This is a genomic window from Limosilactobacillus mucosae, assembly GCF_046939755.1.
Taxonomy (GTDB): domain Bacteria; phylum Bacillota; class Bacilli; order Lactobacillales; family Lactobacillaceae; genus Limosilactobacillus; species Limosilactobacillus mucosae_A.
The window spans coordinates 1-13,383 of sequence record NZ_JBKZAY010000021.1; the positions used below are offsets into that span (position 1 = coordinate 1).

11 protein-coding genes are annotated in these 13,383 nt (G+C 46.7%); 8 read left to right on the plus strand and 3 right to left on the minus strand.

Annotated features, from left to right (window positions below; genetic code table 11):
• Positions 1-122 precede the first annotated feature (122 nt).
• Positions 123-1,058: a thioredoxin-disulfide reductase gene (trxB, locus tag ACLUWI_RS07555; protein ID WP_412146806.1), complete on the plus strand. Its 936-nt coding sequence runs from the start codon at positions 123-125 to the stop codon at positions 1,056-1,058.
• Between the two features lie 39 nt (positions 1,059-1,097).
• On the opposite strand, the gene ACLUWI_RS07560 is transcribed toward trxB, so the two are convergent.
• Positions 1,098-2,039: an L-lactate dehydrogenase gene (locus ACLUWI_RS07560; RefSeq protein WP_412146807.1), complete on the minus strand. Its 942-nt coding sequence runs from the start codon at positions 2,037-2,039 to the stop codon at positions 1,098-1,100.
• 151 nt (positions 2,040-2,190) lie between these two features.
• On the opposite strand from ACLUWI_RS07560, the gene ACLUWI_RS07565 reads away from it, so the two are divergent.
• The 3 genes from ACLUWI_RS07565 to ACLUWI_RS07575 all read left to right on the plus strand — a co-directional run bounded on the left by ACLUWI_RS07565 (position 2,191) and on the right by ACLUWI_RS07575 (position 5,504).
• Positions 2,191-3,018, plus strand: a complete 828-nt coding sequence (locus ACLUWI_RS07565) for an HAD family hydrolase (protein ID WP_412146808.1) — start codon at positions 2,191-2,193, stop codon at positions 3,016-3,018.
• 57 nt (positions 3,019-3,075) lie between these two features.
• Positions 3,076-4,800, plus strand: a complete 1,725-nt coding sequence (locus ACLUWI_RS07570; RefSeq protein WP_412146809.1) for a phospho-sugar mutase — start codon at positions 3,076-3,078, stop codon at positions 4,798-4,800.
• Between the two features lie 65 nt (positions 4,801-4,865).
• Positions 4,866-5,504, plus strand: a complete 639-nt coding sequence (locus ACLUWI_RS07575; RefSeq protein ID WP_412146810.1) for an HD domain-containing protein — start codon at positions 4,866-4,868, stop codon at positions 5,502-5,504.
• 34 nt (positions 5,505-5,538) lie between these two features.
• Here ACLUWI_RS07575 and ACLUWI_RS07580 read toward each other — a convergent pair whose 3' ends face one another.
• Together ACLUWI_RS07580 and ACLUWI_RS07585 are read right to left on the minus strand one after the other, a co-directional pair.
• Entirely contained in the window at positions 5,539-6,309 is a 771-nt protein-coding gene (locus tag ACLUWI_RS07580; RefSeq protein WP_412146811.1) for a hypothetical protein, read from the minus strand.
• Between the two features lie 14 nt (positions 6,310-6,323).
• The gene (locus ACLUWI_RS07585; protein ID WP_412146812.1) at positions 6,324-7,115 is read right to left on the minus strand and encodes a hypothetical protein; all 792 of its coding nucleotides are present in this window, start codon (positions 7,113-7,115) and stop codon (positions 6,324-6,326) included.
• Positions 7,116-7,247: 132 nt separating this feature from the next.
• Between ACLUWI_RS07585 and ACLUWI_RS07590 the strand changes: the two genes are divergently transcribed.
• The 4 genes from ACLUWI_RS07590 to uvrA all read left to right on the plus strand — a co-directional run bounded on the left by ACLUWI_RS07590 (position 7,248) and on the right by uvrA (position 13,259).
• Positions 7,248-7,451, plus strand: a complete 204-nt coding sequence (locus tag ACLUWI_RS07590) for a hypothetical protein (RefSeq protein ID WP_412146813.1) — start codon at positions 7,248-7,250, stop codon at positions 7,449-7,451.
• A 50-nt stretch (positions 7,452-7,501) separates the two neighbouring features.
• Positions 7,502-8,197, plus strand: coding sequence for an HAD family hydrolase (locus ACLUWI_RS07595; protein ID WP_412146814.1), 696 nt, complete (start codon positions 7,502-7,504; stop codon positions 8,195-8,197).
• A 151-nt stretch (positions 8,198-8,348) separates the two neighbouring features.
• Positions 8,349-10,388 carry an excinuclease ABC subunit UvrB gene (gene uvrB, locus ACLUWI_RS07600; protein ID WP_412146815.1) on the plus strand — a complete coding sequence of 680 codons (2,040 nt, stop codon included), beginning with the start codon at positions 8,349-8,351 and terminating at the stop codon, positions 10,386-10,388.
• A gap of 18 nt (positions 10,389-10,406) precedes the next feature.
• Positions 10,407-13,259 (plus strand): excinuclease ABC subunit UvrA, encoded by a 2,853-nt coding sequence (gene uvrA / locus ACLUWI_RS07605; protein WP_412146816.1) that lies wholly within the window; start codon positions 10,407-10,409, stop codon positions 13,257-13,259.
• The last annotated feature ends 124 nt before the right edge of the window (positions 13,260-13,383 follow it).

The following is a 13,383-nucleotide window of genomic DNA, read 5'->3' on the forward strand; positions in this document are numbered from 1 at the left end:
AATGGGACGCTGAATAGTAGCGCCCCATTTTTTATTAACTGACAAAAAGTAAGCAAAGCCATGGACAAATAATCTTAAACCAAGTAAGATATCATTAATCATCAATAACTCGGAGGAACAACATGGCAGAAGAAAAACAAACCAATTATGACGTAATCGTGGTTGGCGCTGGTCCGGCTGGGATGACCGCGGCTTTGTATGCTTCGCGGGCCAACCTATCTGTTTTGATGCTGGATCGAGGTATTTATGGCGGTAATTTGAATAATACGGCCGCAATTGAAAACTATCCTGGCTTTAAGTCGGTTCAAGGACCTGAGCTGGCACAAGATATGTATCAAGGTGCAACTCAGTTTGGTGCGCAATATGCTTATGGCACGGTTGAAAAAGTTGAACTTGATGGTGACTTGAAACAGCTAACGACTGACATGGGTGACATCTTTACAGCTAAGGTGCTGGTAATTGCTACTGGGACTCAACAGCGGCACATGGGCGTTCCCGGTGAAGAAGAATATGGTGGCCGTGGCGTATCTTATTGTGCAGTATGCGATGGTGCCTTTTTCAAGAACAAGCATGTGGTCGTCGTTGGCGGTGGCGACTCGGCAGTTGAAGAGGGAATGTATCTGACGCAGCTGGCTGAAAAGGTAACGGTAGTGGTTCGGCGTGATCAGCTGCGAGCTCAGCCATTGATTCAGGAAAAGGCTAAGCAGAACAATAAAATGGAATTTATCTTCAATACTCAGGTTACGGAAGTAGTGGGTGATGGTGATAAGGTTGTGGGCGTTAAAACGCATAATAATGTGACTGAGGCTGATGAAGAAATCCAGGCTGATGGAGTCTTTATTTATGTCGGCAGCGTACCAATGACCGCTCCTTTTAAAGATTTGGAGATTCTAAACGAGCAGGGCTATGTTAAGACCGATGATCTGATGGCAACCAGTCTGCCAGGCGTTTTTGCCATTGGTGACGTGCGCGAAACCCCACTGCGGCAAATTGCGACCGCGGTTGGTGATGGTGCGATTGCTGGTCAGCAGATCTATCAATACTTGATGAACCGTTAAAAATTAAAAAAGGATGGGATTTGATCCCATCCTTTTTTATTACTTGCCTTCTTTGGCAGCTTCTTGACTTTCAGCGTACTTTTGCTTGATGTAGTTGGCAGAAGTCTGCAGCTTTTCTAGCTCTTCATCAGTCAGATCCAGTTGAACCTGTTCCAGAATACCATCGCGACCAACCACGGCAGGGTAGGAAAGATAAGTCCCATATTCTTCACGATAGTTGGAAACTGGCAGTTCAGTGTGTGCATCAGAGATAATCGTGTTGACCAGCCGAACGGCAGCCGTTGCGACCCCATAGTTGGTGTACTTCTTGCCATGGAAGACGGTAAAGCCGCCGACCCGAGCTTCATGGTCCAGACTGTCCAGATCCAAGCCGCGTTCCTTGGCCAGTTCGGTAATTGGCTGATCCAAAACGCGAACCGTTGACCAGGCAGTAAATTGTGAGTTGCCGTGTTCGCCAAGGTTGTAGCCGGTAACGGAACGAGGATCCAGGTGCAGACGCTGAGCAACGGCCCGCTTCATCCGCGCGGAGTCAAGCAGCGTCCCGGTACCGATGACATGATTCTTTGGCAGACCAGTAACCTCTTGATAAATTGAAGTAATCACGTCAACTGGGTTGGTAATTACGACCATCTTGCCATGGAAGCCAGATTCCTTAATCTTTTGGGCAACTTCACGGACTTGAACACGCGTAAATGGCAGTTCGGCAAAGCGGTCATCATCTTTGTTATCCTGCAGCTTGATATTGCCAAGTGCTGAAACTACGACATCAGCATCTTCCAATTGTGAGTAATCATTAACGAAGATGTTGGTGTGATTCTTCAGATTAGGCATTGCGTCGTAGAAGTCCAATGCGTCGGCCTTAACTTTGGCTTCGTTTTTGTCAATCAGCACCAGGTCATCAACAAAGCCACAGGCGACAATATAGTGAGCGACTGCGGCACCAACGTTTCCCATTCCGATAACAGCAACTTTTCGACTCATACGGACATCTCCCTTTAAAATTAGAATAAAAACTTATTTTTTAATGTTTTTCTAATACTAACGCTATTTTTTATAAATGTCTATGAAAAATTTGCTGAAAATAGCAAATTTTTCTTGATTTCCTCATGCTAAGATTAGAAAAATAGATGAAATGATTGATGAGAAAGGATGGTTTGCCTTGGGATATTATCTAATCAGCGACTTGGATCATACGCTGCTTAATGAAAAGGGAAAACTGAGCCCCCAAACGATTTTTGCGGTTGTTAAAAGCCAACTGCCGCTAATGCTGGCTTCTGCGCGGATGCCGATTCAGATGCTTGATCTGATCAAACGGCTGCAGCTGAATGGACCACAGACAGCCTTAAATGGCGCGGTCATTTTTCAGCCGACCGTTCGTGGATTTGAAATTTTAGAGCAGCATGCGATTCCGGATCAAACGGCACAAAAGTTGCAGAACTTGGTTAAAACCGAATTTCCTGAGCTGAACTTTACCTGGATGGATGCCGAAAGCTGGCATGTTTCAAAGCTTGACCAACAGATTGAAACAGAGATTTTTTATACGGGCATTCAGCCGCTTTTTGATGTCGATCAGCGGCCGCTAAAAAACGTGCTGCAGATTTTGTTGATTATTGAAGATTCAAAACGGCTCAAAGAGGTCAAAAAACGGCTTATCGCGAACTATTCAAATGAAATCGCAATTCATGAGGCCGGCGATGGTTATTTAACGATCAACGCCGCAGCTGTCAATAAAGGGTGTGCTGCTCGCTATCTGATTGAGCATGAATTGGCGGACTATGATCAGCTGGTCGCATTTGGTGATGATGAAAATGACCTGCCCATGCTCAAAAGCGTTGCCCATCCAGTTGCCATGGCAAATGCCAGTCAAAGTGTCAAAGAAAGCGCTGAAATAATTGCTTTAAGCAATGAAGAGGATGGTATAGCCCAAATTATTGAACGAATTGCACCAAACAAGTTCTAAGTGCGGTATACTTAAGTTACTGTGATACAGGTGATTATAATTTAAGGAGATGTCATTGTGAGTTGGAAAGATACCTACCAGACTTGGCTTGATCGCAAAGACCTGGAACCAAGCTTGAAGCGTCAATTGGCAGCAATGAAGGACGAAAAAGAGATTGAGGATGCCTTTTATGGCCCGCTGTCGTTCGGCACGGCCGGCATGCGGGGATTAATGGGTCCTGGGATCAACCGCATGAATGTCTACACGGTTCGTCAAGCTACGGAAGGTCTGGCTCAATTTATGGACACGCTGGGCGAAGAAATCAAGCAGCGCGGGGTTGCCATCAGCTATGATTCCCGTCATAATTCCCGCTTGTTTGCCCACGATGCTGCTCGTGTCTTGGGAGCCCACAATATCAAGGTTTACATCTATGACAATCTGCGGCCAACCCCAGAGTTGTCATTTGCCGTTCGCTACAAGCATACCTATGCCGGCATTATGATTACGGCCAGCCATAACCCTAAGGAATACAATGGCTACAAGATCTATGGCGAAGATGGCGGTCAGATGCCGCCTAAGGAATCTGATTTAATGACCAGCTACATTCGCAAGATTGATGATATTTTTGACATCAAGCTGGCTGACGAGCAGGAAATGCTGGATAACGGTATTGAAACCATCATGGGCGAAGATGTTGACGCTGCCTATCTGGAAAATGCCAAAACGGTTACAATCAACCATGAACTGGCTAAAAAGTACGGCAAGGAAATGAAGTTTGTCTTTACGCCATTGTGCGGTACGGGACGGATGCTTGGCGAACGGGCTCTGCGTCAAGCCGGCTTTACCAACTATGAGGTCGAACCATTTGAAGGTCAGCCAAATGGTGATTTCCCTGGTTTGGAACATCCAAATCCAGAATTCCCTGAAGCCTTCGTTCGTTCAGAAAAACTGGGTAAGCAGGTCAATGCCGACATTCTGATCGCTACTGATCCTGATGCCGACCGTCTGGGATGCGCAATTCGGCAGCCAGATGGTGAATACCTGCTCTTGACTGGTAACCAGATTGCCTCAATCATGCTGCATTACATTTTGGAAGCGCACAAGCAAGCAGGTACGCTGCCGGCCAATGCGGCGGCCGTTAAGTCAATCGTTTCGACTGAGTTTGCCACCAAGATTGCTGCAGACTACGGCGTTAAGATGATTAACGTTCTAACCGGCTTTAAGTGGATTGCCGACCAGATTCACCAATACGAAACCAAGCACAACCATACGTTTATGTTTGGCTTTGAAGAAAGTTTCGGTTACCTGATCAAGCCATTCGTTCGCGATAAGGATGCTATTCAAACCTTGACGCTGTTGGCAGAAGTGGCTGCCTACTACCGGAGCCGCAATATGACGCTGTACGATGGCCTGCAAGAATTGTTCCAAAAGTATGGCTACTTCCAAGAAAAGACGATTGCCAATACTTATGCCGGGGTTGAGGGACCTGCTAAGATCAAGGGCTTGATGAAGAAGTTCCGTGAAGAAGCGCCAACGCATTTTGCTGGTCAACAGGTTGTGGTAACGGAAGACTTCTCCAACAATACCAAGACGCTGGCTGATGGTACGGTTGAAGAACTGGGCATTCCTGAATCCAACGTATTGCGCTATGTTTTGGCTGATGGTACCTGGATTGCTATTCGTCCTTCTGGTACGGAACCAAAGCTCAAGTACTACATTGGTACGAGTGCTGATACGCTGGCTGGCGCCAAGCAAAAGCTGGTCGATTTTGAAAAGGCACTGCAAGAATTTGCTGAGGCCTAGCCAAGCTGAAAACGACTTGCGGGAAACCACAAGCCGTTTTTTGATAAATGAAAGCAGGTGATCAGATGGGAATGCACGAGTATTTAAAAAGTTTAAGCGATCTTGAAATGATCAATCGTGCGCCAGGATACTTTAAGTTTGAGCAGCATAATGTAGCAGCTCATTCATTTAAGGTTACGCAGGCGGCGCAAATGCTGGGCGATATTGAAGAACAATCTGGCAATGAGGTCAATTGGCGCTCACTTTATGAAAAGGCTCTGAATCACGACTATACGGAACGATTTATTGGCGATATCAAAACGCCAGTTAAATATGCCACGCCTGAACTGCGCGGCATGTTGGCCAAAGTTGATGACTCTTTGACGGATAACTTTATTGATACTGAGATTCCGCCAGAGTTTCGCAAGGCTTATCGTCGTCGTTTCAGTGAAGGCAAGGATGACAGCTTGGAAGGGCGGATTTTATCGGTAGCTGATAAGATCGATCTGATGTATGAGTCGTTTGGCGAGATTCAAAAAGGCAATCCTGAGCCGGTCTACATGGATATCTATCGTTCCAGTCTGGAGTCAATCATGGAGTTTCATGAGATGGCCAGCGTAAAGTACTTTTTAAAAAGAATTCTACCAGAGCTGTTAAAGGATAATGCCGGGACACAAAGTCAAACCCAATTGGCCGTGATTACCACGCAGATCATTCAGCGCTGACAAAAAAGATTCTGCTGAACAGGCAGAATCTTTTTTAGTAGCTTAATCTGAATGGTACCAGCAGTTGGACGTGTCGTTGGCTGGCCGTCAAAGAGCTAAATGAATCGGCGTTCAATAACGCGCTAATAAGACCTTTTTGAGTTGGAATCAGCAGATAGGGCCAGGTTGCCTGCAAGCTTGTCGTAACTGGCGATGATGAAACGATTTCGCTAAACCAACGATGAGCCAGTGCAAATGCGACATTGTTCAGAGCAGCAGCAAAGGCCTGAACGTCGTTGATATGAGCTAGATCGGCGTCTTGGCTCAGAATTTCATGATTATGCGCCAGATCGCGAGCTAGGGCAATTAATGGAACGATGCCGGTCTGTAACAGAAAATAGTCTTGCTCGTCATGTGATTGACCATAATAAAGCTGCAGTGTCTGCCAGGGCTGCTGAGTACCAATAACGTCAAGCAGCGCGGCCACGACTTCTTTTGTCTGAACCACTGTTTGACCAGACTCACGCATCGAATTGGCATAGCTGGTCAGCAGCTGATTGGCAAACCTGGTTGAACCGGCAAAACTTTTAGGATCAGTCATGAATTCTTCGGTAAATGAAGGGATCGAATGATGAATCCTTTGAGCCGCAATTCGCCTACGCTGCTCGTCAAATGTGGTGAAGGTATTGAGTCCCAAGGGTGAATAAAAAAACTCGGTCTCGCCTGGTTTGAGCGATGAGGATGAAAAAGTTTTTAAATTGTAGTCATGAACTGGATCGCTAGAGAATTCTTGCAGCAGCTGTTCGAACAATTCATCTGGAATCATACGCGCCATCCTTTCTAATCAGTCTCTTCGCTGGCAAGATCAGCATCCAGCGACATTGCCATGATAACTCGGCCGTGCAGATTCCAATAGTCGGCACGGGTTGGAAATTCCTCTTGAAGCGTCCACTGCTCAAAATGTCGATCTGGCTGCAAAAATAAGGTATCACTGGCGGCAGCTTCTCCTTGATCAGGCTGTTCGGTCATTTCCAGCGCTAATGCGTGAAATAAAGTGAAAACCCACTGATCGAATTGGTGATAATTGGTCGAGAACAGATCGGCAGCCGAAAAATTGAAAGCTGGTTCCATTGACTGTGCCAGATGATATAGCGGTGCAAAACCAGCCGTAAACATCTGGTAGTCGTGGTGCATTGGATCAGTGCCAAAAAAGCATAGCAAGGCATGATCTAATGAAGTCGTGCCTACGTGATCCAGTAGTTGGGCACTGACTCGCCAGATATGAATCGGTTGGCCAGTCAGTTCTTCCATCCAGCGGGTGGCCTGAATGGTCGAGTAATGATAGTCGCTTTCGTTAAAGTCTTCGCGAAAACTTTGGACAAAAACAGGTTGCTGAAGATTTTGGGGAATGCCGGCTTTTTGCTGTGCCAACCGAGAACGTTGGTTTAATTTGAAACGAGCACGATCATAGGCAGTAATCGTTGCCTTAGTGGGGCGAAAAATAAATTTGGTTCGTCCTGGTTCTAAAAGCGGTGAGCGGAAAAATCCGGTCAGATAATTGGTATGCTGATTAAAGCGATAAGTAAGATATTCACGTTCTAGTCCTTTGCACATAGCTGGCGTAACGAACATGCCAAACATCCTTTCCGATAGACTAAATAAGATAACTAATTCTTTCACGTTTTCAGCGGTTTGACAAATAAATGCAATTTGCGCGTCAATCACCTATAATTTAAGATAACGCTACCTCAAGGAGGAATTGGAATGGACAAGCCAACGCGTCATCGGATTGATGGTCAGATCTTATTGTCGGGGCTGGCTAATTTTGCCATGTTTGTCGGCGGTTTTTGTCTGGCCGGCAAGCATATGGGCTGGATGGCGGCTATGCTGTTGATCTATTTAGCAGCTACGGGACTGCAGTTTTATCTAATGGGTAAATTAGCCGTTGAACAGCGTCATGATGATTGAAAGTGCGCTATACTGAATGAAAGAATAATTTGAAAAGGAGCCCTTTGCCAATGATTTTGACTTTTGCCGTCAATGGCACGCTATTGGATGAAACGCCATTTTTTGAAAAATTAAAAGCACTTGCTGAAGAACCAAAACTGGATGCAGAACAGGTTGCTTTTGCCTATCGTTTTTATCAGTCCCGCCTGCAGTATGGTCAGGCTTATCAAGATGCCAAGACGATCTTAAAACAGACCTTGATGTTGATGGATGTTCAGTTTAATGATCGTGGCTGGTTTGCTCGTCACTATGACGAACTGCTGGCAGCACAAAAAGAACTGCAGCCATTTGATGATGCGTTAAAAGCTCTGCCGCTGCTCAAGCGTCACAATAAGCTATATGCAGTTGCTAATACTGACAATGATATTGCTCAGACCCAGCTGCAGACACTTGATGAATGGCTGGATGGCATCTTAACGGCTGAACAGGCACAGGCCTACCAGCCGCAAACGTCGCTGTTCAACCGAGCTGCTGAAAAGCTTGATTTTGATCATCAAGCGCATGCTCACATTGGCAGTGACTATTGGCAAGATATCAAGCCAGCTGCCGATCGTTCCTGGCATAATGTCTGGATCAATCGGCAGGCAATGGCTAACTCGCGGATGTACAAGCACAATAAGGCGCTGCCAACCTTAGAGAAGCTACCAGACTATATTGCCCGCGTTGCGCCAGATATGGAGGAACGAGCTGCGCGCCAATCAAACTAAAGAGCTTAAGCTGCCAAATCAGGCGGCTTTTTGTTTTGGGATGATCTGAAAATGACGGTGCAAATCATTAGACGAATAAACGTTCGTGTGATAGACTTGTACCGGTTTTATTAAGGTAAAAGCTATCAACCGTCTGCAAGGGGGAAAAATTTTGATTTATCGTCAGCCAGATCGACCATTTGAATTGGTTTCCGACTACCAGCCAACCGGTGATCAGCCCGAAGCCATCGCACAACTGACACAAGGGCTAAAAAAAGGCGAGCACGCTCAGATTTTGTTGGGAGCAACGGGAACGGGCAAGACGTTTACGATTTCAAACGTTATTGCCAAAGCTAATAAGCCAACGCTGATTTTGTCGCATAACAAAACGCTGGCTGGTCAGCTATATGGTGAAATGAAAAAATTTTTCCCTCATAATGCAGTTGAGTATTTTGTTTCGTATTATGACTACTATCAGCCCGAAGCCTACGTGCCATCCAGCGATACTTATATTGAAAAGGATGCCTCAATCAACGATGAAATCGACAAGCTGCGGCATGCGGCAACCAGTGCTCTTTTGGAACGCAATGACGTGATTGTCGTTGCTTCGGTTTCCAGTATCTTCGGTTTGGGTGATCCGCGTGAATATCGTGATCATGTCCTGTCGCTGCATGTTGGTCAAGAGATTGAGCGTAATCAGCTGTTAAGGGATCTGGTTGAGATTCAGTTTGATCGCAACGATATTGATTTTCAGCGCGGTCGTTTTCGCGTGCATGGCGATGTCGTTGAGATCTTTCCGGCTTCACGCGATGAACGGGCACTGCGCGTCGAGTTTTTTGGCGATGAGATTGACCGGATTCGTGAGGTTGATGCCTTGACTGGCGAGATTATCGGCGATCGCGAGCAGGTCTCGATTTTCCCGGCTACGCACTTTTTGACTAGTGATGACATTATGGATACTGCCCTACCGCAGATCGAGGCTGAAATGAAAGCACAGGTTGCAAAATTCACCAAGGAAGGCAAACCGCTGGAAGCCGAGCGAATTCAGCAGCGAACGACCTATGACATCGAAATGATGCGTGAGATGGGCTACACTAATGGCATTGAAAACTATTCGCGCTATATGGATGGCCGCAAGCCAGGCGAGCCGCCATTTACGCTTTTGGATTTTTTTCCTAAGGATTTTCTGCTGGTCGTTGACGAATCACACCAGACTATGCCGCAGGTGCGCGGAATGTATAATGGCGATCGAGCCCGCAAGCAGCAGCTGATCGACTATGGTTTCCGATTGCCGAGTGCATTGGATAACCGACCGCTTAAGCTAAGCGAGTTTGAGGAGCGGGTAAATCAGGTTATCTATATGTCAGCCACGCCTGGACCATATGAGCAGGAACAGACTGATCACGTCGTTCAGCAGATCATCCGGCCAACTGGGCTTTTGGATCCCCAAGTTGAGATTCGCCCGGTTATGGGACAGATTGATGATCTGGTTGGTGAAATCAATCAGCGGATCGAAAAAAATGAGCGGGTCTTGATTACGACTCTAACCAAGAAGATGTCAGAAGACTTAACCGACTATCTAAAAGATCTTGGCTTAAAAGTCAAATATCTGCACAGTGACATCAAAACATTGGAAAGAACGCAGATCATTCGTGAACTCCGATTGGGTAAATTTGATGTTTTGGTCGGAATCAACCTGTTGCGGGAAGGCCTGGACATTCCGGAAGTTTCGCTGGTCGCAATTTTAGATGCGGATAAGGAAGGCTTTCTGCGCAATGAACGCTCCCTGATTCAAACCATTGGGCGGGCTGCCCGCAATGCTAACGGTCAGGTTATCATGTACGCCGATACGATTACTGACTCGATGCAGGCTGCCATTGATGAGACAAAACGGCGGCGCGAGATTCAAGAAGCCTACAATCAGGCGCATCACATCGTACCTAAGACTATTATCAAGCCGATTCAAGAAGCAATTACCGCGGTTAAGCCAGCTGAGGATACTGGTAAGGTTGAGCACGATACTGAATTTACGGTTAAGGATTTCAAGGCTTTGGCAAAAGACGAGCAGCAGAATCTGTTGGCCGAGCTGACTGAGCAGATGCGCTCAGCGGCGAAACGACTTGACTTTGAACAGGCTGCCACACTGCGTGATACGATCATGGAGCTTAATGCGGCGGTCAAGAATAAAAAAAACGAACAAGCTAAACATTGAAACTAGGGGGATTTGGCAATGGCCAACGATAAAATCGTGGTGCATGGCGCACGTGCCCACAACCTAAAAAACATTGACGTGACGATTCCTAAAAACAAGCTGGTCGTAATTACTGGGTTTTCCGGATCGGGTAAAAGCTCGCTGGCCTTTGATACCCTGTATGCAGAAGGACAGCGCCGCTATGTGGAGAGCTTGTCGGCATATGCACGGCAGTTCTTAGGGCAAATGGACAAGCCGGATGTTGATTCGATTGATGGCCTGTCGCCAGCAATCTCGATTGATCAAAAAACGACTTCCCATAACCCTCGCTCAACGGTGGGGACGGTAACCGAAATCAATGACTTTTTGCGACTGTTGTGGGCCCGTGTAGGAACGCCAATCTGTCCTAATGATGGCAGCGTGATTGCCAGCCAGTCTGTTGATCAGATGGTTGATCGGGTGATGGAACTGCCAGAGCGAACACGGCTGCAAGTGTTGGCGCCGATTGTCCGTGATAAGAAAGGAACCCAAAAAAGCGTTTTTGAAAAGATCAAAAAAGCTGGGTTCGTGCGGGTGCAGGTTGATGGCCAAACCTATGATCTAGAAGAAGTTCCAGAGCTGGATAAGAACAAGAAGCATATCGTTAATGTGGTGGTTGACCGGATCATAATCAAAGAAGGCATTCGGTCGCGTTTGTTTGATTCATTTGAAGCAGCCTTGCGCTTGAGTGACGGCTATGCCACGGCGGATGTGATCGGCGGCGAGCCATTGATGTTTTCTGAACAATATGCCTGCCCAGTCTGCGGCTTTACGGTTGGCGAGCTGGAACCGCGGCTGTTTTCATTTAACGCGCCGCTGGGGGCATGTCCAGAATGTGAGGGACTTGGCAGCAAATTGGAAGTTGATGAAGAACTGGTCGTGCCAGATCGTGGGAAGACGCTGCGTGAAGGGGCAATGCTGCCTTGGAATCCCATCTCTTCACAGTATTATCCCAAAATGCTGGAACAATTTTGTAAATCAGCAGATATTGATATGGATGTTCCATTTGAGAAACTGCCTGCCAAACAGCAAAAACAGGTGCTCTATGGAAATGGAAAAACCACTTTCCATTTCCATTATGAAAATGACTTTGGCGGTGTGCGGGATGTTGACGTTCCGTTTGAAGGCGTGATCAATAACGTTAAGCGTCGCTATCGGGAAACCAATTCTGACTTCACACGCGAACAGATGCGCAAATATATGACTGAGTTGCCTTGCCCGGCCTGTCATGGCTACCGTTTGAATCAAAAGGCTTTGGCAGTTAAAATCATGGGGCAAAATATTGGTCAGATTTCAGAATTGCCGATTAGCAAAGCGATTCCGTTCTTTAAATCAGTTGAGCTTTCACCAGCCAAGGCCAAGATTGCTCAGCCAATTTTAAAAGAAATTTTAGATCGTTTGACTTTTATGGCTAATGTTGGTGTTGAGTACCTGACACTGAGTCGAGCCGCGCGGACGCTTTCTGGTGGCGAGGCGCAACGAATTCGCCTGGCTACGCAGATCGGCTCGAACCTTTCTGGGGTAATGTATGTCTTGGACGAGCCTTCAATCGGGCTTCATCAGCGTGATAACGATCGATTGATTGCCTCGCTCAAAAAAATGCGTGATCTTGGCAATACGCTGATCGTTGTTGAGCATGATGAGGATACGATGCGGGCTGCCGATTATATCGTTGACATTGGGCCTGGAGCTGGTGAAAACGGTGGTCGAGTTATGGCAGCTGGCACGCCCAAGCAGATCATGCGCTCACGCAAATCGCTGACCGGTCAGTATCTTTCTGGCAAACAGCAGATTCCGGTACCAGAAAAACGGCGAACCGGTAATGGTAATTTTATTGAGCTTAAAGGCGCGCGGGCCAATAATCTTAAAAACATTGACGTTAAGTTTCCACTGGGCGAATTTATATGCGTTACCGGGGTTTCTGGCTCCGGCAAGTCAACCCTGGTCAACCTGATCTTAAAACGAATCCTGGCACAAAAACTCAACGGCGCATCGGCAAAGCCGGGACGCTATCAGTCAATCAGTGGTCTGGAAAACGTTGAAAAGGTAATCGATATTGACCAGTCGCCAATCGGAAGAACGCCACGCAGCAATCCGGCAACTTATACCGGCGTTTTCGATGATATTCGTGATCTGTTTGCCCAGACCAATGAGGCTAAACTGCGCGGCTACACCAAGGGACGCTTTAGTTTTAACGTTAAAGGCGGTCGCTGTGAAGCTTGCCGGGGCGATGGAATTTTAAAAATTGAAATGAACTTTTTGCCGGATGTTTATGTACCATGCGAGGTTTGTCACGGTACGCGCTATAATTCTGAAACACTGGAAGTTGAGTATAAGGGCAAGAACATTGCCGAAGTTTTGAAAATGACGGTTTCAGAAGCGTTGGAATTCTTTAGCGCCATTCCAAAGATTCGGCGCAAGCTGCAGACGATTGAAGATGTTGGCTTAGGCTACGTACAGCTGGGGCAGCCGGCAACAACGCTTTCTGGTGGGGAAGCTCAGCGAATGAAGCTGGCCAGTGAGCTGCATCGCCAATCGCATGGCAAGAGTTTCTATATCCTTGATGAGCCGACAACTGGTCTGCATATGGCCGATATCAAGCGGCTGTTGGGCGTTTTGCAGCGTTTGGTTGATGCCGGTAATACGGTTTTGGTGATTGAGCATGATCTGGATGTGGTAAAATCAGCGGATTGGCTGATTGATCTAGGTCCAGAGGGGGGCGAGGCTGGCGGCTTTGTCGTGGCAGCTGGCACGCCGGAAACCATTGCTGCAGTTCCGGAAAGCTACACGGGACAGTATTTGAAGCCAATGCTGGAGCGAGATTGGCAAAGAAAGACTCAACAGAAAAAATAAGTAAATGAAGTTTAAGCTCAGCTGGATGAAGGTACGCTGAGCTTTTTTGCTGTTTAGGATTGAAATCACAAAGCCATTATATTAAGATTAAGCCATTATAATTTGATTAAATTTAGATTAAAAT

What these genes read in the sequence shown, in the direction of transcription:
- trxB (WP_412146806.1), top strand. Translation starts at nt 123, where the DNA reads ATGGCAGAAGAAAAACAAACCAATTATGACGTAATCGTGGTTGGCGCT.
- ACLUWI_RS07560 (WP_412146807.1), bottom strand. Translation starts at nt 2,039, where the DNA reads ATGAGTCGAAAAGTTGCTGTTATCGGAATGGGAAACGTTGGTGCCGCA.
- ACLUWI_RS07565 (WP_412146808.1), top strand. Translation starts at nt 2,191, where the DNA reads ATGATTGATGAGAAAGGATGGTTTGCCTTGGGATATTATCTAATCAGC.
- ACLUWI_RS07575 (WP_412146810.1), top strand. Translation starts at nt 4,866, where the DNA reads ATGGGAATGCACGAGTATTTAAAAAGTTTAAGCGATCTTGAAATGATC.
- ACLUWI_RS07580 (WP_412146811.1), bottom strand. Translation starts at nt 6,309, where the DNA reads ATGATTCCAGATGAATTGTTCGAACAGCTGCTGCAAGAATTCTCTAGC.
- ACLUWI_RS07585 (WP_412146812.1), bottom strand. Translation starts at nt 7,115, where the DNA reads ATGTTCGTTACGCCAGCTATGTGCAAAGGACTAGAACGTGAATATCTT.
- ACLUWI_RS07590 (WP_412146813.1), top strand. Translation starts at nt 7,248, where the DNA reads ATGGACAAGCCAACGCGTCATCGGATTGATGGTCAGATCTTATTGTCG.
- ACLUWI_RS07595 (WP_412146814.1), top strand. Translation starts at nt 7,502, where the DNA reads ATGATTTTGACTTTTGCCGTCAATGGCACGCTATTGGATGAAACGCCA.
- uvrA (WP_412146816.1), top strand. Translation starts at nt 10,407, where the DNA reads ATGGCCAACGATAAAATCGTGGTGCATGGCGCACGTGCCCACAACCTA.